Source organism: Puia sp. P3, from assembly GCF_050632245.1.
GTDB lineage: Bacteria > Bacteroidota > Bacteroidia > Chitinophagales > Chitinophagaceae > Puia.
The window spans coordinates 948,054-971,948 of record NZ_CP192583.1; the positions used below are offsets into that span (position 1 = coordinate 948,054).

Below are 23,895 nucleotides of genomic sequence, written 5' to 3' on the forward strand. Positions count from 1 at the left end.
TCTATTTTTTGTGGAAGCGGATTCCACGCAAATAGCAAATAGTCATGATAGAGGTGTCCATCAATCAGCAAAAATTTCAGATCCATGAGACCGGCACGCTGGCCGATGTGCTTCCCTTGTTGGAGATCCAACAGGCAGACGGGATAGCCATTGCCGTTAACGGAGCGGTGATCCCGCGGACGGAGTGGCCGTCGTGTGCGCTGAAGCCCGGGGATCGGGTTTTTGTCATAAGAGCGACGCAGGGAGGTTAAACTAATATTTACCTATATGAGAGAAGATATTATCAGCCGGGAGCCGCTGTCCGCTTCGCAGAAAGTATACACACCAGGAGAGCTTTATCCCGGACTGCGGGTGGCGGCCAGGGCCATCACTCTTACGGGACCGAACGAACCGGTAGTCGTGTATGATACCAGCGGGCCTTATACCGACCCATCGGCCGAAATCGACGTGCAGAAAGGTTTGCCGCGTCTGCGCGAAGGCTGGATCGTGCGGGGAGAGTCGGAGCCGAGGCGGGTCAGGCAGGGGGGAGTGGTGACGCAGATGTACTACGCGAGAAAGGGAGTCATTACTCCCGAGATGGAATATATTGCTATCCGGGAAGGTCTCAGGCCGGAATTTGTGCGGAACGAAGTAGCGAGGGGCAGGGCGGTGATCCCGTCCAATATCAGGCATCCCGAGGCGGAGCCGATGATCATCGGGCGGAATTTTCTGGTGAAGATCAACGCCAATATCGGCAACTCCGTGGTCAGCTCGGGCATCGGGGAAGAGGTTGAAAAGGCTGTATGGGCCTGCCGCTGGGGAGCCGATACCATCATGGATCTCTCGACCGGGAAAAACATACACGAGACGAGGGAATGGATACTGCGCAATACGCCGGTGCCGGTGGGGACCGTCCCCATCTATCAGGCGCTGGAGAAAGTAGGGGGTAAGGCGGAAGAGCTGAGCTGGGAGATATTCAGGGATACACTTATCGAGCAGGCCGAACAGGGTGTGGATTATTTCACCGTACACGCGGGTGTGCTGTTGCGTTATGTTCCGCTGACCGCCAGGCGGGTGACGGGAATCGTCAGCAGGGGCGGCTCCATCATGGCCAAATGGTGTCTCGCGCACCACCGGGAGAACTTCATTTACACCCATTTCGAAGAGATCTGTGCCATCATGCGGGCGTATGACGTTTGCTTTTCGCTGGGGGACGGGCTTCGTCCGGGGTCTATTGCCGATGCCAATGACGCCGCGCAGTTTGCCGAGCTGGAAACGTTGGGCGAGCTGACGAAGAAGGCGTGGCAGCGGGACTGTCAGGTGATCATCGAGGGGCCTGGGCATATCCCCATGCACCTGATCAGGGAGAATGTGGACAAGCAGCTAAAAGAATGCGACGAGGCGCCCTTCTATACGCTTGGACCGCTGACGACCGATATTGCACCGGGCTATGACCATATCACGTCCGCTATCGGCGCGGCCATGATCGGCTGGTACGGCACGGCCATGTTGTGTTATGTAACGCCAAAAGAGCATCTGGGTCTTCCGAATAAGAAAGACGTTAAGGATGGTGTGATCGCCTACAAGATAGCGGCGCACGCGGCCGATCTGGCGAAGGGACATCCGGGAGCGCAGCTCCGGGACGATGCGCTGAGCAAGGCGCGGTTCGAGTTCAGGTGGCAAGACCAGTTCAATCTCTCGCTGGATCCCGATACGGCCCGGTCGTTCCATGACGAGACCATGCCCGCGGAAGGGGCAAAGATCGCGCACTTCTGTTCGATGTGCGGCCCGCATTTTGTTCGATGAAGATCACTCAGGAAGTGCGGCGATATGCGGAAGAAAAGGGGATGACCGGCGAGACCGCGCTGGAAGAGGGTATGAAGGAGAAGGCCGATGATTTCAAGAAGCAGGGCGCCGAAATTTATTTGTAGTGAACAGTGAACCTCAACGATCTGTGATGACCAGTGATTTTTTAATAGCTGTCTTAACGCTGCCGGCGACTTTCGACGGAGAAGCGGAATTGCTGGAGGGCCTGCTGGAGGCGGGACTGCCCAAACTGCATATCCGGAGGCCGGGCGGGGCTGTGGAAGGCCTGTTGTCCCGGCTGGCGCCGCGCTGGGCTTCGAGGCTGGTGCTGCACGGGAGTGTGGAACTTGCGGTGGAGTTCGGGATCCCTCAGGTGCACGGGAAGGTGGGGTTCAGGGATGGGGATGGAATGAGTGGAGGAGGGCCGGTCGTTGAATTTCCGGTGCCGGTGGCGACACACGCCTCCCGCGGCGCCGTGGCTGTTTCTACTTCCGTCCACAGCTGGGAGGAATTTGCGCGGCTGCCGGAAGGGCTGGCCTATGCATTTATCAGTCCGTTGTTCGACAGCATATCCAAGCCGGGGTATGGTGCGAATCCGATGCTGCTGCGCCAGCCCGCGGGGCCGTTGCGCTGTATGCCTGTCGCGCTGGGCGGGGTCGGCGGGGATAGTCTCCCCGAACTGCTGCGATGGGGCTGGAAGGGAGCGGCGGTGCTGGGCTGGGTATGGGACGAGCCGCACGAGGCTGTAAGGCGTTATGAACAACTAAAAAAGATATTGAATGGCTAGCGGGAGGGTGAATGTGCTGGTAGTGGCGGGCTATGACCAGAGCGCGGGGGCGGGGGTGTTGTCGGACGTCAAGACGCTGGAGGCGCATGGCGTATATGGTTATGCGGTATGTACCGGGTTTACCTTTCAGAACGAGCGGATGATCAGCCGGGTGAAGTGGTTTTCTTTGGGTGATATTTTTGAACAGATCGACGTTTGTTTTGCCAGTGTGCGCTTTGACTGGGTGAAGATCGGCATTACCGAATCGATGGAGTCAGCGCTTGTTATCATCCGGCATTTGCGGCAGCACAACCCTGATATAAAGGTCGTTCTGGACCCGGTGATAAGGGCCAGCAGCGGAGAGGTGTTTTGGGGTGGCGTGGAAGGCTGGGAGGTGCTGGCCGGGCAGTGTTATCTGCTGACTCCTAATTGGGAGGAGATCGGGTGGTTGTATCCGGGAGAGGATGTGATGGAGCGATGCCGGCGGCTGACCAGTGAAACGGGGGCTTCCGTCTATCTCAAGGGGGGCACCATCCTGAACTGCCGGGCCGGGACTATCTGTGGAGCCGGGGCGAATTGCGGGTGTTGGACGCGCTGGCGGGCGGCGACGAGGTGTATCCCAAGCATGGCAGCGGCTGCGTCCTTTCCTCGTCGCTCGCGGCGAATCTGGCCCTGGGCTACCCGTTGGCGGAAGCCGCTGTTTATTCGAAGCGATATACCGGGCAATTTTTGACAAGCAATAAAACTTTACTTGGATGGCATCACCGATGACCTGGCGGCCCTCGGGCAGGCTTTATTTTCTGACAATGGACGGAGCGCCGATCGACCATTTGCAACAGGTCGAGGCGGCCTGTCTTGCGGGCATCCGCTGGATACAGCTGCGAATGAAGGATGCGCCCGATGACGAGGTCCGGCGCGTGGCACTGGCGGCAAAAAGATAACCGATGCCAGCGACTGCGCTCTCATCATCAACGACCGGGTGGAAGTAGCGTCGGAGGTGAAGGCACACGGTGTACACCTGGGCAAGCAGGATATGCCGGTCGGGGCTGCAAGAAAGATACTGGGAGAGGACGTGATCATCGGAGGGACGGCGAATACGATCGAAGATATCCGCGAACATCGGCGGCAGGGGGCGGACTATATCGGACTCGGGCCATACCGGTATACGACGACCAAGAAGAACCTGAGTCCGATACTGGGACTGGACGGTTACAGGCGGATCATGCGGGAATTGCGCCAGGAGCAGCTGTCCATTCCCGTGGTAGCGATCGGCGGGATAGAGATGAAGGACGTGGGACAGTTGTTTGACGCGGGTCTGCACGGCGTCGCTTTCAGCGGAATGCTGGTGCACGCGGGAGACCGGAACGCGGTAATTGGATCACTCAATAAACTATTTTAACTATGTTGAAGATTGCGGATAAGAGTTTCAGTTCCCGGCTTTTTACGGGGACGGGGAAATTCGGGTCGTTGCGGGTAATGGAGCAGGCGATCCTCGAGAGTGGGTCGGAGCTGGTGACGGTGGCGCTGAGAAGGGTGGATGCGGGGGCTGGCGACGGCGATATCCTGTCCCATCTGCGGCATCCGTGGTTGAATCTGCTGCCCAATACGTCGGGGGTCAGGAACGCCCGGGAGGCGGTATTTGCGGCGGAGCTGGCGCGGGAGGCGCTGGGCACCAACTGGCTGAAGCTGGAGATCCATCCCGACCCGAGTGGCTGCTGCCCGATGCGGTGGAGACGCTGATAGCGGCGGAGCAGCTGGTGAAAATGGGGTTTATCGTGCTGCCCTATATACACGCCGATCCTGTGCTGTGCAAGCGGCTGGAGGACGTGGGTGTTGCGGCGGTGATGCCGCTGGGAGCGCCGATAGGCAGCAACAAGGGGCTGAAGACCTATGATTTTCTGGAGATCATTATACAGCAGAGCGCTGTGCCGGTGGTGGTCGATGCGGGCATCGGCGCGCCTTCGGATGCGGCCAGGGCGATGGAGATGGGCGCCGACGCGGTGCTTGTCAATACGGCGATCGCGGCCAGTCCTGACCCGGTGCTGATGGCGAAAGCGTTCAGACTGGCTGTGGACGGCGGAAGGATGGCTTTCGAGGCCCGGCTGGCGGCGAGGTCTGCCGGGACGGCGGTGGCGAGCAGTCCACTGACGGCGTTTTTGGACTAATACAATACGACTATGTTCAGCGAAATTTTTGATCGGTATAGCTGGGATGAGGTGAAGGAGAGTATCTACCGCAAGGGGGCGGCGGATGTGGAGCGCGCGTTGTCGAAGGATCGGCGCGATTTGGAAGATTTCAAGGCCCTGATCTCGCTGGCGGCGGCGCCTTATCTGGAAGATATGGCCCAGCTGAGTCATCGGCTGACGCAAAAAAGGTTCGGGAAGGTGATCCAGCTGTATATCCCCCTGTATCTCTCCAACGAGTGTCAGAATATCTGCACCTATTGCGGGTTTAGTCTGGACAACAAGATACGCCGGCGGACGCTCGCGGCGGGTGAGCTGCTGCGTGAGGTGGAGGCCATAAAGGCGATGGGGTACGAGCACGTGTTACTGGTCAGCGGAGAGGCTAGCCAGCAGGTGGGCGTGGACTATTTTCTGAAGGCGCTGGATCTGGTGCGGCCGCATCTGGCCCATGTTTCGATGGAAGCGCAGCCGCTGGATGAAGAGGAATATGCGCGGCTGACAGAGCGGGGGTTAAATGCCGTGCTGGTCTATCAGGAGACGTATAACCGGGAAGGGTACAAGTTCCATCATCCAAAGGGGAAGAAATCAAATTTTGGGTACCGGCTGGGGACGCCTGATCGTCTGGGTGCGGCGGGTATTCAGAAGATGGGGCTGGGGGTCCTGATCGGATTGGAGGACTGGAGGACGGATAGTTGGTTTACGGCCCTTCATCTGGGATATCTGGAAAAGAAGTACTGGAGGACAAGATATTCGTTGTCGTTCCCGCGGCTCCGGCCTTTTGAGGGAGAGGGGGTCAAGGGGGCGGGTTTGCAACCCAGGGTCGTCATGGCGGACAGGGAGCTGATCCAGCTGATCTGCGCCTACCGTTGTTTGGACGAGGATGTCGAGTTGTCTCTTTCGACGAGGGAGAGTCCGGTATTCAGGGATCATGCGATCCGGCTGGGAATAACTTCGATGAGTGCGGGGTCGAGGACCAATCCGGGAGGGTATGTGGTGGATACAGGGTCTCTGGAACAGTTCGAGATACACGATGACCGGAGTCCGGCTGCGATCGTGAAGATGATCCGCCGGCAGGGATATGAGGCCGTGTGGAAGGACTGGGACAGGGTGTTGCAGGTGTGAGTGGAGGGCGGGCGGAGGGGAGGTGGCTGAGGCTCAGGATGCGTCCCTCGGTGGAGGGTGACGGCGGGGAGGTGGCGGAGGCCCAGGGATGCGTCCGCGGTGGAGAGTGACGGCGGGGGCTCAGGATGCGTTCGCGGTGGAGGGTGAGGGTGTGTCCCTGGTGGAGGATGGAAGCGGGCTCCGGGGGTATTGGACCGGGAAGGTTAAAATCGGTGTAGGGGTGAGGCGGGGTTTGCGATAAATTGGAGAATGGAAACACCAAAACTGATCATGACAGGTCTTTTGTTCGCACTGGCGTTCGGGGTGAACGCGCAGGCATCCCGGGAGACCACGCAGACACGCGGCGGGAACACGGGGAGCCCGAACTTCAGCTACACCATCTCGATGGACGATCCGTCCACGCATCTTTACCATGTCGAATTTCGTTGTGCCGGGCTCGGGGGGCGACAGTGGATCTTAAGATGCCGGCCTGGATGCCGGGTTATTATCAGCTGCTGGACTACGCGAAGAATGTACAGAATTTTCGGGCTGTCGGTGCGGCGGGGAAGGAGTTGGGTTGGGAGAAAATCTCTTCCAATGCCTGGAGGGTGGAGAATCCGAAAACGCCAATCACCGTGAACTATGACGTTGTGGCCACGAAAGCCTTTGTGGCGCAGCCCTGGCTGGACAGCACGCGGGGCTACGTGGCGCCGGCGGGAGTTTTCCTCTATGTCAGCGGGTATATTCACGAGCCGGTGACGGTGGAAGTGAAGCCGTGGTCGGGCTGGAATAAGGTAGCTACAGGTCTGGAGCCGGTGGCTGGCAGGAAGAACGTGTACAGGGCTCGGGATTTCGATATTTTGTTCGACAGCCCGATACTGACCGGCAACCTGGACGACCTGAAGCCATTCACCGTGCGCGGTGTTCCCCATTATTTTACCGCTTATAAGCCGGGGCAGTTCGACGGGGACAGCCTTATGAACGACCTGAAGAAGATCGTGCAGCAGGGCGTTGATGTCATTGGCGACGTGCCGTACACGCACTATACCTTTCTGGCGATCGGGCCGGGCAGGGGTGGTATCGAGCACCTGAACTCTTCGACCATCGGGTTTTCGGGAGAGGCCCTGAGTAAGGCGGGCGAGCGCCAAAGGACGCTCTGTTTTATCGCCCATGAATATTTCCATCACTTTAATGTAAAGCGGATCAGGCCGATTGCGCTGGGGCCCTTCGACTATGACCGGGAGAACAGGACCAATATGCTGTGGGTCTCGGAAGGTCTGACCGTCTATTATGAATATATGCTGGTGCGCCGGGCCGGTCTGATGAGCGGCCAGGACCTGCTGCAGCATTTTCAGTCCGATATTGCGGCGTATGAGAATAAGACCGGACATCTCTATCAGAGCCTGGCGCAGTCCAGCTATGAGACCTGGTCGGAGGGGCCGTTCGGAAGGACGGGGGATACGGTAAACAAAACGATCTCCTATTATCAGAAGGGGCCGGCGGTCGGTCTGCTGCTGGATATGGCCATCCGGCATTCGACGGGTAACCGGAAGACGCTGGACGACGTGATGAGGACAGTGTACCGGACGTATTACAGGGAAAAGCAACGGGGGTTTACGGATTTGGAGTTCAGAAAGGTATGCGAGAGTGTGGCCGGGGCCGATCTGTCGGAGCTGTTCGATTATGTATATACGGTGAAGGAGCCGGACTACGCCAAATACCTGGCTTATGGGGGACTGGGGATCGAGGCGGGTGAAAAGACCTGGAAGCTCTATCCTTTACAGGAGGTGGATGAATTGCAAGGGAAGATCAGGAAGGACTGGATGAGGGAATAATTAAAGGGCCCCGGATGATCGGGGCCCTTTTTGCTTAGTATAAGAAGAGTTTAGTGGTTAACGCGTCACCCGTGCGGGTCAGTACCCGAACGATATAGACGCCAGCCGGCAGATTGGATACGTTGGCCTTCCCGCCGGAGAGCTGGCCCTGGCGGAGGATATGTCCGCCGATATCGCATAGCGAATAGCTTTCGTTGTTACCGCGCAGGTAGACGATCTGGGCGGTCAGGTGACCGGTCTTGAACCAGGTGACTCTGCTGGACTCGCCGAAGTTGAGCACGCGGACAATACTGTAGGTGTATTTGCTGTCCAGGTCCGCTTCCCTGAGGCGGTAATAGTTGGGACCGTTGATGGGTGTCAGGTCGGTGAAGTTATAGTCAACGGCCTGGCTGCTTTTGCCGGCGGCGGGGACCGTGCCGATGGCGGTAAACGTCTTGCCGTCAGAACTTCTTTCGATGACAAATTCTTTACTGTTCTCTTCCTGGGCGGTCTGCCATTGCAGGTAGCCTTGCAGTCCGTTGCGGAATGCGTTGAATTTGGTAAGGGTCACCGGCAGAGGGACGGGGATGACCGTCAGGGCGTGTTTAACGAAATTGGAAGTTGAGCCGGTCAGTGCAAAATTCTGCAGCGTTCCGTTGTTGGCTGCTACCTGGTCGAATGCGGTTGTCATGCCGGTATTGTCACTGGCGGCGATACCCTGGTCGAACGTGAACTGGCTGATCAGGCCGGGTTCGGTACCGCTGAGCGTCTTGTCGTAGTTGCTGAAGATGGTCAGGGCGTCCAGCGGTGAGTTCCAGAGGCGGACCTCGTCGATTGCGCCGTTAAATGGTTGTTTGTCGCCGTTGACGGGGTCTTTTGTGATTCCCAGGGTCACCGGAAGGGCGGCGCCCAGCGTATTCGTCTGGGGTGTTCCCATCGTGCCGGGGATATCGGCGAAGAACATACCGTCATAATAGATATGGGTAACTGAATTGGTCGGGTCGTTGACGAGGGCCATCTGGTGCCATTCGCCTGTCGGTATTATATCGTTGGGGAGGTCGCCGGGTTGAAGGCTGTACAGCAGCGGCGTGGCGCTGCCGTTGTCGATGGCGATCTGGGTGGTGTTCATCAGGATGCCGTACTGTCCGAATTTGCTCAGGACGGTGCTGAAGGACGGCGCCGTTGGGAGGGTGGTGGCGTTAAAATTGAACTCGATCGTTCCACCCGTTGCGGTGGCGCCGTTCAGTATATTATCATAAGCGGCGCTGTCCGGGATGATCACCTGGCTGTTGGCGGAGCCGTCGAACAGCAGTGCGTTGGATGAATCCGATATTGGCGACCAGGTCCAGTAGTTGGCCGGGACGGGGTCGCTGTCGAGGCCGCCGTCGCCTTTTATCTTACCGACATTGGTGTTGCTGTTGGTAATGGAATTGTCCAGGAGGTGGGTACCGTTGTCGTTCATTTTGTACCAGGCCAGAAGGGTGGGGTCGGAGGGATTGGGATCCGAGAACATGTCCCTTCTGATGGTGAACGGCGAGCGCATTGCGCTCCAGGATTTCATGTCGTCGATCTTCGCCTTTGCGAACTGGGGGTCGGTCGGCGTCGTGACCATGGCGCCGATGCGGAACGGCTGGCCGGCGTTATAGGTGACCCATCCGGTGGCTACGACCGTACCGTTCAGGTACAGTGTGCCGTCGAGCGTGCTGCTGTTGACGGACAGGGCGACGTGGGTCCAGCGGTTGGTCGGCATCTGAACGCCGGTGGTAATAAGGTTCTGAAGCCAGAAATCACCCGCCAGCATGGTGCCCGTCGCGTCGTATCCGATGTAAAAGCCGTTGCCGTTGACGTCACCGACGGATACGAACTGGTGTGGCAGGCCGTCGATCGCGGCGGCGTCCACATAGACCCAGAATTCGAGAGTAAAGTCGGCGGTGCTCAGGGTACTTGCATCCGATTCGATGTAGTTACTGCCAATGAGATTGAAGGCCTGATGCTGGGCAAAGGAAGGACTGACAAACGTTACTAATGCGCATGTGGCGAGAAAAGTATAAAGTTTTCTCATAGGAACTGAATTTGGTTGTCAAGATAGAAAAAATGTAAAGTCGGTCCTAGTTGCCGAAATGAATTTACCTGCGAGTAAGGGTAATGACTGATATAATACGGCATTTATTTTCTACAGTGCGAGAGTTTACGAAGCCAGGACTTCTGGCTTCTACGAAGAGATAGAGGGAATTCACTAACTTAGGGAACCAACCATCACTAGTACGTATGGCGACGACCAGGAATATACCATCACTGGATGACAGGCGCGAAATATCGACTGCGCAGCGCGACGAGTTCAGGGACAACGGGCATTTGCTTGTGCGTGGATTGCTGGGTGCGGAGGGAGGCGGCGGCATACCGCGGGGTTATTCTCGAGGCGGTGAAAAAGCAAAGCAGGGAGAAGCGGCGGCTACCTGATCGGGGCATCTATGGACGAATGTTCGGGCAGATGGTCAATCTGTGGCGGGTAGACGAGGGGGTCAGGCAATTTGTGTTGTCGAGGAGGCTTGCGCGGGTGGCGGCAGATCTTCTCGGCGTATCGGGGGTGAGGATCTATCATGACCATGCGTTGCTGAGGGAGGCGGGAGGCAGGGCGACGTACTGGCATCAGGATCAGTATTACTGGCCGCTGGACACGGCGGATACGGTGACGATGGCTATGCCGCTGGTGGATCAGAGCGTCGAGATGGGGATGTTCGTATTTGCGTCCGGATCGCATAAGAACGGCACGGTCTGGGATGCCAAGCTTTCTGTCGAGCCGGACAGTACATACAAAAGATATATCAGGGAACATCATTTTCCGCTGAGTTATCCGGCGGGTATGCGCGCGGGTGATGCGACCTGGCATTATGGAAATACGGTGCATCATACGCTGGCCAATGAATCGGATCGGCGTCGCGAGGTGATGACCATTACTTATATGGCGGATGGGGCCAGGGTGACACAGCCGGCGCACAAGGCGCAGGTACACGAGTTGAATACCTGGCTGATGGGATTGCCGCCGGGCAGACTGGCGGCGTCTGGAATTGAACCCGCTGATAAAATAAATGTGGAGTATTTTCTACGGAGTGACCAGATTCTCCGACGGGTTAACGGTGAAGACCAGGTGGGCCGGATTTTGCAGTGGAAAATGGTGGGTCCGGGGATGCCAGAATGGGAAACCGGTGGACACCGTGGCGGTTACTGGTGGGTAAGGAGGTCAGGGTTTATCGGGTACGTCTACCGGTTATATTCGAGGTGATCCGGAGCATACCGGCGCAGTGCAGGGAGGTTGAGCTATTTATATATACATATATATAAATGTATGTTTTTTTTGGGGTAAATGGGCAATTTCGGAAAATACCATTTATTGGGTATTTTTTCTATCTGGAATTATTCCCATTTTTGCATCGGCATCCAAAAATAGTCTCTAAAAGATTTGAATATTAGGAAAACTAGCTTTACTTTTGGTCAACTATTAACGCCTGCCATATTCAAATCCTCTGAATAAAGGCTATTTAACTCTTGCATGTATTTTCTTATTCGAGCCACCATCCAGTGAAATTCCTATTTCTGTCTTTGGAACCTGAAGTTTAGAAATAATCCACGTCGCTACAGATAAGCCTGCTTCTCTATCATAAGAAGTATACGCCAATACCTCTTGTTAGCCAAGTTTTCCATTGCCAATCCTGGAAAGATTAGTTACTAGTTTAGTGACCCTAAAAAATTGAACCCCCGGTAATGAAAAAGCAAATTCTGGCGATTGATGATAGTAAAGCGATAAGGTTTTTGTTGCAGACTGTTTTGGGAAGAAGCTATCAGGTTGTGACCGTTCCAGACGGTTATTCGGCGATGTATTATTTGTCTAATCGTGAGCTCCCGGATATTATCATTGCGGATCCTCAACTTCCGGATATGGAAGAATGGGAATTGATCGCGCAGCTTTCGACGAGCGGATTATATGGAGAAATTCCTTTGATCGTGCTGTCGGGACTGGACGAAGAGGAAACGGCCGCAAGATCACTTCAATACGGAGCCGTCAAATATTTCTCAAAGCCTTTTAATCCTGTGGACCTGGTGAATTTTCTGGGAAACATGGTCAGGAACGATTCTGTCAAAGCCTCATAAGAATAATAGCGAAGGTTGTCATATGAAAAGAACGCACCGTTGTGTTTACCAAGTCGTGGACGTATTTTCCTATTAGCATCAAGCGCTATTTCTGAACCACCGTATGTATGAAACTTAAACCTTTTTTATGGAGTTAGCACTACAACTCAAGACCGTAGAGAAAAGAACTAAAACAGCGTTCGTCCCGGGTTATCGTTCGTACCATCTGCCCGTTGCCGCCGAAATGCACTATGAAGGTTTCTATTATATCGGTAAGAACACCGATCATATTGAGAAGCTGGTAAAGATGTATGACCGTGGTTACGCAACAGAGGGTCTGGACAGTGCCAGGGCTGAGCTTTTAAGGAACCTGAATTCCGAGCAGCACCTCGTACCCGAGGTTATCATCTGCGAGGCCAGGTTTGGGGTTGAGGAGGTACAGGAGCTTGCCCGTTTTGTACGGCAGCATCCGGATCTCCGCAGCATTCCTTTTATTCTGGATTGCTCTGGTATTGCGGTTGCCGACCTTGCGGTCTGCAAGAAGCTCATCCGCCCGGATGAGGTAGTTTATCTTCGTGATACTACGGAAACGGACCTGAAATGTAAGGTAGGTTTTCTGCGCAAAATGAAGACGGTCGAAGCCAATGTGTCTGTTCCCGAGGATCGAGAAAGAGGCGAGGACGGACCGCTGGAGTCTGGGTCCCCTTTCGAAGAGGGCCTTCGATATTATTGTGGCATCCATTGCTTTATTTATACTGAGTCCTTTGTTCCTGCTGATCGCGATAGCTATACGGATCGAATCCCGTGGGGGCTTTATCTATATTGCGAAGAGGGCTGGACGGGGATATAAGATATTTAATTTTTACAAGTTCCGTACGATGTACCGGGATGCGGATAAGCGCGTTGCCGAGCTAAATCACCTGAACCAGTATACTACAGGGGATGGCAAGGGACCGGTCTTCTTCAAGGTAAGCAATGACCCCCGTATCACCAGTGGTCGGCAGGCTGTTGAGGAATACCAGCCTGGATGAACTGCCCCAGTTGATCAATGTGCTGCTCGGGGATATGTCCCTGGTGGGTAACAGGCCGCTGCCTTTATATGAGGCTGCAACGCTGACTACGGATGACTACGCGGCCCGCTTCCCTGCGCCTGCTGGCATCACCGGACTGTGGCAGGTAAAAAAGAGGGGTAATAAGGACATGTCAGTAGAAGAGAGGATCAGCCTTGACATAGACTATGCGTCCAAATGCAATTTCAGCACCGATCTCTGGATCATAGCAAATACGCCGACGGCGCTATTCCAAAAGGAGAACGTTTAAAAAAAAGATAGTATATTTAACCGCTTACCCAACTGATTACTCTACTGTTTTATGTCAAACGATCAACCCTTAATCTCCATTGTTACTCTAACATGGAACCAGACGGAAGTTACCTGTCAGTTCCTTGAATCCACCCGTCATCTTACCTACAAAAATTACGAAATACTCGTCTGCGATATGGGGTCGGAAGTCGATCCGACCGAACGGATCAACTCGGCGAATTACCCCAATACCCGCGTCCTGCGCAGCGAAAAGAATCTCGGCTTTACCGGCGGCAACAACTGGGGCATGCGCCAGGCCAAGGGTGATTATGTATTTATCGTCAATAACGACACTGAGGTAACGCCGGAGTTGCTGGATGTTCTTATACAGCCTTTCTTCGACGATCCGACCATCGGAGTCACCTGCCCCAAGATCCGTTTTTACCAGCAGCCGGACATGATCCAGTATGCCGGGTTCAATCCCATCAATGTATTTACCGGCCGGACCACCGCGGTTGGCAGCAAGGAGACCGACAGGGGCCAGTGTGACGTCTCGGGTTATACCCATGGCGCCCACGGTTGTGCCATGCTTGTTAGCAGGGAAATTATCAACAAAGTTGGTATGTTTCCCGAAAACTTCTTTATTTATTATGAAGAATGGGATTGGAGTGCCCGCATTCTGAAGGCAGGGGTATCATATTTACTATCAGGCCAAGGGGCTGATCTACCACAAGGAATCGATCACGATGGGCAAGAAGAGCGCCATCAAGGTCTACTACCATACCCGCAACCGCATTCTCTACATGCGGAGAAATACTGCATGGTATCAGTTTGCAGTGTTCATAACTTTCTTTATTTTGGTCGCGGCGCCAAAGGCCACCATTACGTACCTTTTGAAACGGCAATTCGAACACCTGCGATCGTTTATAAAAGGGACTACCTGGAACCTGACCGTGTCAAAATATTCACCTGTATAAAAAACCCTTTTAAATAGTCAGCGATGGCAAAATCACTTGTTACCGGCGGAGCAGGATTCATCGGCTCCCATGTTGTTAAGCATTGTTTGGCGCTCGGCCACGAAGTAGTCGTTCTGGACGACCTGAGCGGAGGATTCGAAGACCATATTCCCGATGGAGCACAGTTCGTAAAGGGAAGCGTGGTGGATCACGACCTCGTCACCGATCTTTTCAACGAGCACCGGTTCGACTATGTATACCATCTGGCCGCTTATGCAGCAGAGGGTTTGTCTCATTTTATACGACGTTTTAATTATAACACCAATCTCGTCGGCAGTATCAATCTGATCAATGAATCGGTCAAGCACAAGGTGAAATGCTTTGTTTTCACCTCTTCCATTGCCGTCTACGGCAAGGGTCAGCTGCCCATGACCGAGGCGCTGGTTCCGCAGCCCGAGGACCCCTATGGCGTATCCAAATATGCTGTAGAGATGGACCTGAAGGCTGCTCATGAAATGTTCGGTCTTAACTATGTTGTTTTCCGTCCGCACAATGTATACGGCGAGAACCAGAATATCGGCGATAAGTACAGGAATGTGATCGGGATCTTTATGAACCAGATCATGCAGGGTAAGTCGATGACCATTTTTGGGGATGGCACCCAGACGAGGGCGTTCAGCTATATCGACGACGTCGCCATTCCTATCGCAAAGTGTGTGAATATTCCCGCCTCCTACAACGAAGTATTTAATATCGGCGCCGACAAGCCCTACACAGTCAACGAGTTAGCTACTGTCGTCTGTGAAGAGTTCGGCGTTGAGCCCAAAATTTCCCATCTCAGCGCAAGAAATGAAGTGCTGCACGCCTATTCCGATCATACCAAGGCACATTCCATATTCGGAAGTCCTACGGGTATCGATCTGAAAGAAGGTATTGCCCGTATGGCCGCCTGGGCCAGAGTGGTAGGAGCCCGTCAGAGTCAGGAGTTCGGAAACATCGAGATCACCGAAAAATTACCGGACGGCTGGGGTATCAAAAAGCAACCCGCATTATAGTCAGCCATGGCAAACAGGGTTAGGTTACTGGAGTGTATCCGGCAGGGACAGATCGGTGGAGGAGAGACCCATTTGCTCAGCCTCGTCGAGAATATCGATAAAGAGCGGTTTGACCCCGTTGTTCTTTCTTTTACGGAAGGACCGATGGTAGACAGGCTCAGGGCGATGGGGATCCCTACGCATGTTATCTACACGGAGAAACCTTTCGACGTCAGCAAGCGGAGAGAGGTCCGGCAGTTCCTGGAGCGGCATGGTGTGGAGCTGATCCATGCGCATGGCACCAGGGCAGCTTCTAATGTCATGCATGTTGCCCGCCAGCTGAAGATACCGGTCGTATATACCGTTCACGGCTGGTCATTTCATAGCGACCAGTCTTTTCTGGTGAGGAATCTGCGTAAAATGGGTGAGCGTTATCTTACTTCCCGGTCCAGTCTGAATATTTCTGTTTCGGCGTCCAACAAACAGACGGGTGTCGAGGCGATCAGGGGATTCCGGTCGCAGGTGATCAACAACGGGATCGACCGTAATAAATTCGACCCGGCGAGCGTTTCAGGGCGGCTGCGGCAGGAGCTGGGGATTGCAGAAAATGAGGTATTGATCCTTTTTATAGCCAGATTTACTGCGCACAAGCAGCCGCTGACGCTGATGAAAGCCTTCAAAGATGCGCTGCCGGAAATGCCGGATATGCGTCTGGTACTTGTAGGTGATGGCGACCAAAAGGCTGAAGCTCAGGCTCTTTTGGAGCAATGGGGTCTGGGAAGGAAGATTTGTCTGCTGCCTTTTCGCCAGGACGTTCCCGAGGTGTTGGCCAGCGCGGACGTCTATGTGCTGCCGTCTCTTTGGGAGGGGTTGCCGATCGGGCTGCTCGAGGCGATGGCTATGGGCAAGGCGGTGGTCGCGACGAATGTGGACGGTACAAGGGAGGTAGTGCGGGATGGCGAGAATGGCCTAATGGTGGGGTCCGGCAGCGTGGAGCAGCTGGCGAAGGCGCTGATTACCATCGCTAAGGATGGGGAGCTGCGGGGCCGGCTGGGGCGATGTGCCAGAGAGACCGTGCGGTCGAAATTCGACGCGGCGGCCATGACAAGAGAAATTGAAGCTGCTTATACCGAAGTATTAAAACAAAAAGAAAACTAAGTTATGGAGTTCGAACGGATTGCCGATATCAAGCGACTCAACTTCATTATTGAAGTATTACGCAGCAGGCTGCCTGAAGGCGCGGAAGTGCTGGATGTAGGCTGCGGCAACGGAGTCATCTCCCGGTCGCTGGGCGCACAGGGATTCAAGGTGCGCGGCATCGACGTCAGCGACAAGGCTATTGCCAAGGCGAAGTCTCTCAATACCCTGCCCAATGTTCGTTTTGAAGTCGTCAGCGCCGAGCAGCTGGTGGCGGAAGGCAGCAGGTACTATGCGGTCATCTGCAGTGAAGTGCTTGAGCATCTTCACGAACCCGGCAAGTTGCTGGGCGTCCTGAGTCAGTCGTTGCATCCGGACGGTATCCTGGTTGTAACGGTGCCCAACGGCAAGGGTCCCCGGGAAAGCCTTGTGACCAAGCCTTTTATCAATATGCAGAAGAAGCAGGACTGGCGCTGGCGGATGCTCCTGAAGGCGAAAAAGTTATTTGGATACAGCGGAACCACGAAACAGAGCGACGCCGAAGACCTCACGCATATCCAGTTCTTCACCCGGAAATCGCTGGATCGGCTTGCGCAGGACAACAGGTTCCGAATCGTACGATACGGCAAGACGAATTTTATCGAAGATGTGTTCCCTTTCAGTTTCTTTACCAAGAAAATAAAGGCGCTGCAGCGTATGGATTGCGCCATCGCCGAAATACTACCCTATAGTTTTACAGGAGGCTTTGTGACCGTGTGGGAAAAGAACCAGACGGCCTCGTGACCTGATGAAAAAAACTAAACCGACATGAAACTTTTCGACCTTAAGAGACCCGCAGCACTTTGGATGAGACCCGTTCAGCTGGATTATGTACCAGGCACCTATGTCAAGGAATTTGACGGCTGGCGCGGGCTGGGTATCTGTTTCGTTGTGCTGGCGCACTATTTCCCGGTCTATTTCATCGGGTCCTGGGTCTTTATGGAGATGTTTTTTGTCATGAGCGGTTTTCTCATTACGGGTATCCTGCTGGACTCGAAAAATAAGAAGGACTATTACAAAGGATTTATCCTGCGCCGGGTGCTACGGGTCTTTCCGCTGTACTATATCGCTCTTATTCTCCTGTTTTTCGTGGTGCCGGCCAGCTGGATGGAGTTGTCCTATTACCGGCAGCATCAGGTATGGTTCTGGACCTATCAGGAGAACTGGCTTTTTTCGGTGGAAGGCTGGCCTCCGGGCAAGGCTCTCCGTCATTTCTGGTCGCTGGCTATCGAAGAGCAGTTCTATATCGCATGGCCGCTGATCGTCATGCTTTTCTCGCCGAAGAATCTGGTGCGGTTTTGCGTTTTTCTGTTCTTTTTCAGCTGGGGATTCCGGAATATCGGTATGCATATCGGATTTGTCAACCCTTTTCCCTATGTCGCCACCCTTGGCCGTATGGAAGGGATCGTGCTGGGCGCGATCATCGCCGTGCTATCCCGCACCAACCGCGGCATACTGGAAAGGCTGGCGATACCGGTCACCGTGGTATCCGGGATACTTTCGGTCGTCGTGTTCTTTGTGGCCAGGACGATGCATATGGAATACTATGTCAACTACAGCGTCAACTATACCCTGGTGGACCTCTTTTTTGCGGGGATCATCGTTATGACCATGTGTAAGAGCGAGCTGATCGGGCTGAAAAGACTGCTGAATCTGCAAGTGTTTAAGCAGCTGGGGGTCATGTCTTATTGTATATATATATTTCATCATCCGATACACGTGCTCGTTACAGAGAATTTTACTGACTATTTCCGGGCGCTTACCGGTAATGACAGCCTTGCCAAGCTGATCTGTGTGGGTATTGCCTTTGTCATTACTGTCCCCGTCGTATACCTGCTGCACAAAAAGTGGAGGTTCCGATGTGGAAACTGAAGAAGTATGTGTGATTTTGTTAATGAAGTATCATCTACCCCGGAAAAGTTTGCAGAATCGGAAAAATTTGAGTTTATTTGCATGCGATTTACTGCTATCACCTCTCACTCCTTATCTACCTATTGTTGAAAATCCCTTTTATCCCTGAATTTCCGCATTTTACTCAGTTCCATTAGTCAGTCCATTTCCTTCCATTTTTTAGGTCCAGTGTGCCTACTGTAAAACTATTTCGGCGATTGCCGGGATGGCTTGGCGCAAGCTTATGTCTTGTTGTGAGCTGTTTTTATAAATAGTTAATTACCCTTCCAAATATGAATCAGAGATTTACCCGACGACTAAACCTGCTGCTTGTGGTGCTGGCTTGCCTTTTTGGGCAGTCGCTCATGGCGCAAACCGGTGTCCTGAACCCTAATGACCCTATTGTCATTTACAACTCTGCCAATCCCCCCACGCTACCGCCTGCGGGAGTACTGGCCAAGCTGGGTGAAGACGACCCGTATGAGCTATAACACAGACGATTTCAAGTGTTATGTTTATAACTATGTACAGTTCCGCCTGAAATGGCCGAAGAGCTGGACCCCTGGTGATACGAAGAAATATCCGCTGTATGTTTTCTTCCACGGAGTAGGTGAGGGTGGAAACTACACGGACAATGAGTTCCAGATGGCGCATGGTGGCGACGTCCACCAGAAGGCCGTGAATAACGGAACTTTTGACGGCTTCCTGCTCTATCCCCAGAGTGCAGCCGCCAGTGGTGGCTGGAGTCAGGCGCAGCTGGACGCCATGGCGGATGTGATCATGAATCACCTCGTCCCCGAGATGAGGGTGGATCCCTTCCGTATCAACGTGAATGGTCTGTCAGGCGGTGGCGATGCGACCTGGGAATTTGCCGAGACGCATACGAATCTGTTTGCGGGCGTTATTCCGATGAGTGCGGCGAACATCTCAGACATGAACTATGTCAATCAATTGAAGTTTACGCCCATCTGGCTGTTCCAGGGTGGTCTCGACAAGGCTCCGGACCCTTCTACGACGATCCAGTTGGTGAACGCTTATAATAATGTCGGCGGCAACCTGAAGTATACTGTGTTTCCCAACGACGGACACAATACCTGGGATGACGCCCGGAAACAACCCGACTATTTCCCCTTCATGCTTAGGGTATACCAATCGAATCCCTGGGTACTGACGGGGAAGAACCAGTTCTGCCCCAGCGAGGCGATCAATGCGACGATCGGCGTGGTCGGTGGTCTGGACGGTTATCAGTGGCGCAAGGACGGAGTGATCATCCCCGGTGCGACCACCAACACGATAACGGCGACGGCAACGGGAACTTATGATTGTCAGGTCCTCCGCGGGTCGACCTGGTCGCGGTGGTCGCCGATCCCAATGGTGATCAGCATCAAGCAGCCGACGGTTCCGCCGACGATAACGCTGAGCGGTCTGGCGAGCAATGTTCTTCCTGCGCCAGATGGCAACACTTCGGTAAACCTGATGGTACCGGCGAACTATACGAGCTATGTCTGGAAAAGAGTGGATTCTCCCGCAACCCTCGATGCCACCGGTAATATTCTGACCGGCGCTACGCCTGGTCAGTACGCGGTGCAGGTATCGGAGCAGTTCGGTTGTGCGAGCGCTCTTTCAAATCCCTTTACGGTGATCAGTGCGAACGGTCCCAATCCGCCTTCGGCGCCCGTGAATCTTCTGGCGACGACCCAGTCCAAGACCCAGATCAAGCTGACCTGGGGCGAGGGTGGTGGAAATCCGGAGACCCAGTTCGAAGTCTATCAGGCTCAGTCGCAGGACGGTCCCTATCAGCTGGTCGGCTTCTCGCCGGCGAACGTGGACTCTTTTGTGGTGGGCAACCTGACTCCCAAGACAACCTATTTCTATCTGGTCCGGGCGATCAACGCGACGGCAGGGTCTGCAGTTGCCGGTCCTTCCAGTTCGCAGACTCAGGCGGACGTTACGTCGCCCACTGCGCCAGCCAATCTGCGCATCACCGATCTCGGTCCGACGTCGGTGCAGCTCGCGTGGGATACTTCTACCGACAACGTCGCTGTGACGGCCTACGATGTCTTTATCAACGGTAACAAGGCCTACACCATCGGCAACGTCAATACCTTTACGGTACCGACCCTGGTGCAGGGGCAGACCTATACGTTTGCGATACGTGCAAAGGATTTTGCAGGCAATATCTCGCCTTACAGCAATCAGGTAGCCGGCGTACCACAGTTCACGGGCCTGAACTACAGCTACTATACGGGTTCCTGGACGAAGCTGCCGGACTTCAACTCGCTCACACCCGCGGCCATCGGCAATGTCAACAACGTAACGCTGAGTAATGCCCTGAGCACGACGAACTACGGTTTCAAATGGACGGGTTATATCTATGCACCTGTAGCGGGCAGCTATACTTTCCAGACCTCTTCGGATGACGGCAGCAAGCTGTACATCGACGTTCCCTATTCGGTGAACGCCAGTGCGAACGTCAACAATGACAATACGCACGGGACAACGACGGTCACCGGCAACACCCTGACCCTGAGCAAAGGCGCGCATACCATTACGATCACCTATTTCCAGGGCACCGGCGGATTCGCGATGGGCGTCCAGTGGAAGACTCCTCAGACGAACAACAAATTCGTGGCGATCCCGGACAGCGCGTTCACGCAGGGGCTGCAGCCTTCGGGTGCGGTACCTGCCGCGCCGTCCAGCCTGGTGGCTACTACCGCGTCCGCCAAGAAGATCAATTTGACCTGGCAGGACAACGGCAGCACGGAGACTGGCTTCCAGATCTTCCGTTCGACCAGCGCTACCGGTGCGTTCCTGCCCATTGCAACGGTGAAGCCTAACCGCACCAGCTATGGCGATTCGTCGCTGAACCCATCTACGACCTATTATTATAAGATACAGTCCATCAACAACTCCGGATCTTCGGCTTTCAACAATCAGGGCGCTCCCGGGCTGACCTACGCGCTGTACACCAATTACACGGCGAACACCCTTGCGGCGATAGCAACGTCTACGCCTGCCTCTACGGGTACGTCTACCAATTTCAGTACGGGCGTGACTTCGCAGACGACCAAATTCGCGCTGCAGTTCAACGGGAACATCCTGATCAAGACTACGGGAAGTTATACGTTCTACTCCAACAGCGGGGACGGAAGTACCCTGCTGATCGACGGAAATCAGATCGTAAGCAATGACGGCGTCCACAACACGCAGGAGAAATCCGGTGTTGTTGCGCTGACGGCGGGCTTCCACACTATCCGGGTGAATTTCTTCCAGCAGACCGGGTCATTTGCCCTGACGACTTCATGGGCTGGCCCCGGCATTTCGAAGTCGGTAATACCCGACTCTGTCCTGGTCATTCCTCCGACGAGTGCGACGACACAGGCGCTGCCCGCGGTACCGGCCGATCCCAGTGGTCTCAGTGGTACCTCGCAGGGCCCGACCCATGCCAGCCTCGGCTGGTCGAATAATGACGGCAGTACGACTGGTTTCGAAATATGGCGTTCGCCAGGATCGAACTCCAACTACGTGCTGGCGGCGACTGTGCCGGTATCATCTTCCTTTGTGGACAGCGGCCTGACGAACAATACGCAGTATTTCTACAAGGTGCGTGCGTTCAACGAGGGCGGCGTCTCCAACTACAGCAATGAGATCAGCCTGACGACCAGCAGTGCGGCGGTCACCACGGTGAGTTTTGCACCGGTCCCCAACCAGGCCCTGGTCAACGATACCACGGTTGTAGTAGCGCTCAGCGCGTCCAGCAGCAATGCCGGCGCGGCGATCACCTGGTCGTCCAGCGGTCTGCCGTCCTTTGCCACGCTGGCGGACAACCACGACGGTACGGCGTCTCTCACGATGAAGACCAACAGCTCCAGTCTGGGGGCGTATAACAATGTTATTCTGACGGCGACGGACGCCTTTGGCGGCGCCACCAGCGATACGTTATCCATTACTGTAACCGGCCGGAATGTGAATACGGTGCAGGTGTCCTTCAATACGAACAACAGTCCGGTTTCGACGCCCGGCTGGAACGGCATGAACATTTCGGGTGCGGTCAATGGTGCAAGCGCGACGAATTTCGTCGACGTCAACGGGGCTGCGACCACGGAAGGTGTCACCATCACCAGCAACTACGACGGCGCCTACCCGGCGGGTATGAATACCGGCAACAACAGCGGTATCTTCCCGGACGATGTGCTGAAGAACTTCTACTTCGGCTCGACCTTCAACACCTATTCGTTCAAGGTAACGGGTCTGAGCAGCAACAAGAAATATTCTCTGGTGCTTTATGCCGGCTATCCCTCGGGCCCCAGCGACGTGGCGACCTATGGTAATCTGACCGCCAACTATACGGTGGGCAGCCAGACCCAGAGTCTGAATGCGGCCAACAATATCAGCAAAACGATCCAGTTCGCCGGTCTGTCACCTGACGCCAGTGGTTCGATCACGGTCTCGATGGCCAAGCCTCTGGGTTGTGCCTACGTGCTGATCAACGACATGCAGATCCTGTCTTACGACGCGCCTGCTACCCCGTCGTCGCTGCTGCCGCCGACGAGTCTGGTGGCGAATGGTATCACGAACAGTTCGATCCGTTTGACCTGGGTCAATTCGTCGGATGCGCGCACGGGCCTGCAGATCTGGCGCGGTACGAGCCCGAAGGGAACGTTCACTCCGCTCGCTACGGTAGCCGCAAGCGCGACGACCTATACGGATGCGAGCCTGCCGGCCAATTCGACCTATTTCTATGAGGTGCGCGAGGCGGTCAGCGGCGGTCAGTTCTCCGGCTTTAGCAATATCGCCGGCGGCTCGACGGTACAATACACGGTGAATGTCAGCCTGAACTCGCAGACGCTGGGTGCCCAGCCGGCTCCGTGGAACGATATCAATACGCTGATGGACGTTGGGTTCAGCCTGAACAACCTGACGGATATGAACAACAATGCGACGGGTATCAATTTCAACCTGACGAGGCCTTTCACGAGCTTCAACGACCAGTTGGGCCTTACGACGGGTAATAACAGCGGCGTTGTGCCGGATGCGGTCATGAAGACCTTCTATTACAACTCGCAGGGTGATACCGCGACGGTGAGCATCACCGGCCTGTCCAGGACCCAGATCTATAACTTCGGGTTCTATGCGGGTACTGTCTTCAACAGCAGTCCGACCATCGGTATCTATCAGATCGGCAACCAGATCGTCTCGCTAAGCGCCTACAACAATACTACGAATATGGTATTCATCTATGGCGTCAAGCCGGATTCGACCGGTACCGTGAACATCTCGTTCTACACCGATCTGACGACGGCCTATGCGATGTGGAGCAGCCTGACCATCCAGGGTATGCCTTCGCCGGATGTGATCGCCGCTGATTCTGCCGGCACGGCGGGCACGATCGCAACCCGTCTCAGCAACAACGGGACTACGGCAACCGCCAATAGCTTCCAGCTGACCGGCGCGAACCAGCAGCTGACCAGCGGTGCGATCGGGGCTTATCCCAATCCGTTCGTTGACAATGTAGTAGTTAGCCTCAATCTGGCTCAGGCAGCCGACAAGTTCACCCTTGTCGTGGTCGACGCCGCGGGCAGGATCATGCAGAAGCAGGAGTTCAGCGGTGTTCCGGCCGGAACCTGGCAGCAGACCCTGAACTTCTCCAGACTGACGAAGGGTGTCTACTTTATCCAGGTGTACGGTTTGCCCGATGGGAAGACGAGGTCCTTCCAGATGGTAAAAGTCAACTGATAGAAATAACAAATAGTTGGTACAA

General features: G+C 54.8%; 22 protein-coding genes and 2 pseudogenes. 22 read left to right on the forward strand and 2 right to left on the reverse strand.

The window, feature by feature from the left end; translation table 11 throughout:
• The first annotated feature begins 44 nt into the window (after positions 1 to 44).
• The 10 genes and pseudogenes from thiS (at position 45) to ACQ86N_RS05445 (ending at position 7,670) form a co-directional block, all read left to right on the forward strand.
• Entirely contained in the window at positions 45 to 251 is a 207-nt protein-coding gene (gene thiS, locus ACQ86N_RS05400) for a sulfur carrier protein ThiS (protein WP_431214287.1), read from the forward strand.
• A gap of 16 nt (positions 252 to 267) precedes the next feature.
• A complete protein-coding gene (thiC, locus tag ACQ86N_RS05405) occupies positions 268 to 1,785 on the forward strand; it encodes a phosphomethylpyrimidine synthase ThiC (protein WP_431214288.1) in 1,518 nt (505 codons plus the stop codon).
• Positions 1,782 to 1,910 (forward strand): hypothetical protein, encoded by a 129-nt coding sequence (locus ACQ86N_RS05410; RefSeq protein WP_431214289.1) that lies wholly within the window; start codon positions 1,782 to 1,784, stop codon positions 1,908 to 1,910. Before thiC ends, ACQ86N_RS05410 begins: the two co-directional genes overlap by 4 nt.
• On the forward strand, positions 1,910 to 2,572 hold the full coding sequence (locus ACQ86N_RS05415) for a thiamine phosphate synthase (RefSeq protein ID WP_431214290.1): 663 nt from the start codon (positions 1,910 to 1,912) through the stop codon (positions 2,570 to 2,572). Before ACQ86N_RS05410 ends, ACQ86N_RS05415 begins: the two co-directional genes overlap by 1 nt.
• Positions 2,565 to 3,322: pseudogene (locus tag ACQ86N_RS05420) on the forward strand (hydroxymethylpyrimidine/phosphomethylpyrimidine kinase). Before ACQ86N_RS05415 ends, ACQ86N_RS05420 begins: the two are co-directional and overlap by 8 nt.
• On the forward strand, positions 3,307 to 3,492 hold the full coding sequence (locus ACQ86N_RS05425) for a hypothetical protein (RefSeq protein ID WP_431214291.1): 186 nt from the start codon (positions 3,307 to 3,309) through the stop codon (positions 3,490 to 3,492). The pseudogene ACQ86N_RS05420 and the gene ACQ86N_RS05425 overlap by 16 nt, the downstream one beginning before the upstream one ends.
• A 38-nt stretch (positions 3,493 to 3,530) precedes the next feature.
• The gene (locus ACQ86N_RS05430; RefSeq protein ID WP_431214292.1) at positions 3,531 to 3,950 is read left to right on the forward strand and encodes a thiamine phosphate synthase; all 420 of its coding nucleotides are present in this window, start codon (positions 3,531 to 3,533) and stop codon (positions 3,948 to 3,950) included.
• Between the two features lie 2 nt (positions 3,951 to 3,952).
• A pseudogene (locus ACQ86N_RS05435) lies at positions 3,953 to 4,716 on the forward strand (thiazole synthase).
• Between the two features lie 12 nt (positions 4,717 to 4,728).
• On the forward strand, positions 4,729 to 5,856 hold the full coding sequence (thiH, locus tag ACQ86N_RS05440; protein WP_431214293.1) for a 2-iminoacetate synthase ThiH: 1,128 nt from the start codon (positions 4,729 to 4,731) through the stop codon (positions 5,854 to 5,856).
• A 425-nt stretch (positions 5,857 to 6,281) separates the two neighbouring features.
• Positions 6,282 to 7,670 (forward strand): M61 family metallopeptidase, encoded by a 1,389-nt coding sequence (locus ACQ86N_RS05445; RefSeq protein WP_431217284.1) that lies wholly within the window; start codon positions 6,282 to 6,284, stop codon positions 7,668 to 7,670.
• Between the two features lie 34 nt (positions 7,671 to 7,704).
• On the opposite strand, the gene ACQ86N_RS05450 is transcribed toward ACQ86N_RS05445, so the two are convergent.
• Positions 7,705 to 9,711 (reverse strand): LamG-like jellyroll fold domain-containing protein, encoded by a 2,007-nt coding sequence (locus ACQ86N_RS05450; RefSeq protein ID WP_431214294.1) that lies wholly within the window; start codon positions 9,709 to 9,711, stop codon positions 7,705 to 7,707.
• 206 nt (positions 9,712 to 9,917) lie between these two features.
• Here ACQ86N_RS05450 and ACQ86N_RS05455 point away from each other — a divergent pair, with 206 nt between their 5' ends.
• The 3 genes from ACQ86N_RS05455 (at position 9,918) to ACQ86N_RS05465 (ending at position 11,798) form a co-directional block, all read left to right on the forward strand.
• A complete protein-coding gene (locus tag ACQ86N_RS05455; RefSeq protein WP_431214295.1) occupies positions 9,918 to 10,109 on the forward strand; it encodes a hypothetical protein in 192 nt (63 codons plus the stop codon).
• Entirely contained in the window at positions 10,072 to 10,932 is an 861-nt protein-coding gene (locus ACQ86N_RS05460) for a phytanoyl-CoA dioxygenase family protein (RefSeq protein WP_431214296.1), read from the forward strand. Before ACQ86N_RS05455 ends, ACQ86N_RS05460 begins: the two co-directional genes overlap by 38 nt.
• A gap of 479 nt (positions 10,933 to 11,411) precedes the next feature.
• A complete protein-coding gene (locus ACQ86N_RS05465; protein ID WP_431214297.1) occupies positions 11,412 to 11,798 on the forward strand; it encodes a response regulator in 387 nt (128 codons plus the stop codon).
• Between the two features lie 340 nt (positions 11,799 to 12,138).
• Here the strand turns inward: ACQ86N_RS05465 and ACQ86N_RS05470 are convergent, their stop codons facing one another.
• On the reverse strand, positions 12,139 to 12,519 hold the full coding sequence (locus tag ACQ86N_RS05470) for a hypothetical protein (RefSeq protein ID WP_431214298.1): 381 nt from the start codon (positions 12,517 to 12,519) through the stop codon (positions 12,139 to 12,141).
• Between the two features lie 22 nt (positions 12,520 to 12,541).
• Between ACQ86N_RS05470 and ACQ86N_RS05475 the strand changes: the two genes are divergently transcribed.
• From ACQ86N_RS05475 to ACQ86N_RS05515, 9 genes are all read left to right on the forward strand, one after another.
• On the forward strand, positions 12,542 to 12,808 hold the full coding sequence (locus ACQ86N_RS05475) for a sugar transferase (RefSeq protein WP_431214299.1): 267 nt from the start codon (positions 12,542 to 12,544) through the stop codon (positions 12,806 to 12,808).
• Complete coding sequence (locus tag ACQ86N_RS05480; protein WP_431214300.1) at positions 12,786 to 13,097, forward strand: sugar transferase; 312 nt, start codon at positions 12,786 to 12,788, stop codon at positions 13,095 to 13,097. Before ACQ86N_RS05475 ends, ACQ86N_RS05480 begins: the two co-directional genes overlap by 23 nt.
• A gap of 51 nt (positions 13,098 to 13,148) precedes the next feature.
• Positions 13,149 to 14,072 carry a glycosyltransferase family 2 protein gene (locus tag ACQ86N_RS05485; RefSeq protein WP_431214301.1) on the forward strand — a complete coding sequence of 308 codons (924 nt, stop codon included), beginning with the start codon at positions 13,149 to 13,151 and terminating at the stop codon, positions 14,070 to 14,072.
• A 6-nt stretch (positions 14,073 to 14,078) separates the two neighbouring features.
• Positions 14,079 to 15,089: an NAD-dependent epimerase/dehydratase family protein gene (locus ACQ86N_RS05490; protein WP_431214302.1), complete on the forward strand. Its 1,011-nt coding sequence runs from the start codon at positions 14,079 to 14,081 to the stop codon at positions 15,087 to 15,089.
• A 6-nt stretch (positions 15,090 to 15,095) separates the two neighbouring features.
• Entirely contained in the window at positions 15,096 to 16,226 is a 1,131-nt protein-coding gene (locus ACQ86N_RS05495) for a glycosyltransferase family 4 protein (RefSeq protein ID WP_431214303.1), read from the forward strand.
• A gap of 3 nt (positions 16,227 to 16,229) precedes the next feature.
• Complete coding sequence (locus ACQ86N_RS05500; protein WP_431214304.1) at positions 16,230 to 16,988, forward strand: class I SAM-dependent methyltransferase; 759 nt, start codon at positions 16,230 to 16,232, stop codon at positions 16,986 to 16,988.
• A 24-nt stretch (positions 16,989 to 17,012) separates the two neighbouring features.
• Positions 17,013 to 18,116, forward strand: a complete 1,104-nt coding sequence (locus ACQ86N_RS05505) for an acyltransferase family protein (protein ID WP_431214305.1) — start codon at positions 17,013 to 17,015, stop codon at positions 18,114 to 18,116.
• A 311-nt stretch (positions 18,117 to 18,427) separates the two neighbouring features.
• On the forward strand, positions 18,428 to 18,625 hold the full coding sequence (locus tag ACQ86N_RS05510; protein WP_431214306.1) for a hypothetical protein: 198 nt from the start codon (positions 18,428 to 18,430) through the stop codon (positions 18,623 to 18,625).
• Complete coding sequence (locus ACQ86N_RS05515) at positions 18,615 to 23,870, forward strand: fibronectin type III domain-containing protein (RefSeq protein ID WP_431214307.1); 5,256 nt, start codon at positions 18,615 to 18,617, stop codon at positions 23,868 to 23,870. The genes ACQ86N_RS05510 and ACQ86N_RS05515 overlap by 11 nt, the downstream gene beginning before the upstream one ends.
• Positions 23,871 to 23,895 lie beyond the last annotated feature (25 nt).

Excerpts from the sequence above, each read along its gene's own strand:
- thiS (WP_431214287.1), top strand. The coding sequence starts at position 45 with ATGATAGAGGTGTCCATCAATCAGCAAAAATTTCAGATCCATGAGACC.
- thiC (WP_431214288.1), top strand. The coding sequence starts at position 268 with ATGAGAGAAGATATTATCAGCCGGGAGCCGCTGTCCGCTTCGCAGAAA.
- ACQ86N_RS05410 (WP_431214289.1), top strand. The coding sequence starts at position 1,782 with ATGAAGATCACTCAGGAAGTGCGGCGATATGCGGAAGAAAAGGGGATG.
- ACQ86N_RS05425 (WP_431214291.1), top strand. The coding sequence starts at position 3,307 with ATGGCATCACCGATGACCTGGCGGCCCTCGGGCAGGCTTTATTTTCTG.
- thiH (WP_431214293.1), top strand. The coding sequence starts at position 4,729 with ATGTTCAGCGAAATTTTTGATCGGTATAGCTGGGATGAGGTGAAGGAG.
- ACQ86N_RS05450 (WP_431214294.1), bottom strand. The coding sequence starts at position 9,711 with ATGAGAAAACTTTATACTTTTCTCGCCACATGCGCATTAGTAACGTTT.
- ACQ86N_RS05455 (WP_431214295.1), top strand. The coding sequence starts at position 9,918 with ATGGCGACGACCAGGAATATACCATCACTGGATGACAGGCGCGAAATA.
- ACQ86N_RS05465 (WP_431214297.1), top strand. The coding sequence starts at position 11,412 with ATGAAAAAGCAAATTCTGGCGATTGATGATAGTAAAGCGATAAGGTTT.
- ACQ86N_RS05470 (WP_431214298.1), bottom strand. The coding sequence starts at position 12,519 with ATGGATGCCACAATAATATCGAAGGCCCTCTTCGAAAGGGGACCCAGA.
- ACQ86N_RS05485 (WP_431214301.1), top strand. The coding sequence starts at position 13,149 with ATGTCAAACGATCAACCCTTAATCTCCATTGTTACTCTAACATGGAAC.
- ACQ86N_RS05490 (WP_431214302.1), top strand. The coding sequence starts at position 14,079 with ATGGCAAAATCACTTGTTACCGGCGGAGCAGGATTCATCGGCTCCCAT.
- ACQ86N_RS05495 (WP_431214303.1), top strand. The coding sequence starts at position 15,096 with ATGGCAAACAGGGTTAGGTTACTGGAGTGTATCCGGCAGGGACAGATC.
- ACQ86N_RS05500 (WP_431214304.1), top strand. The coding sequence starts at position 16,230 with ATGGAGTTCGAACGGATTGCCGATATCAAGCGACTCAACTTCATTATT.
- ACQ86N_RS05505 (WP_431214305.1), top strand. The coding sequence starts at position 17,013 with ATGAAACTTTTCGACCTTAAGAGACCCGCAGCACTTTGGATGAGACCC.
- ACQ86N_RS05510 (WP_431214306.1), top strand. The coding sequence starts at position 18,428 with ATGAATCAGAGATTTACCCGACGACTAAACCTGCTGCTTGTGGTGCTG.
- ACQ86N_RS05515 (WP_431214307.1), top strand. The coding sequence starts at position 18,615 with ATGAGCTATAACACAGACGATTTCAAGTGTTATGTTTATAACTATGTA.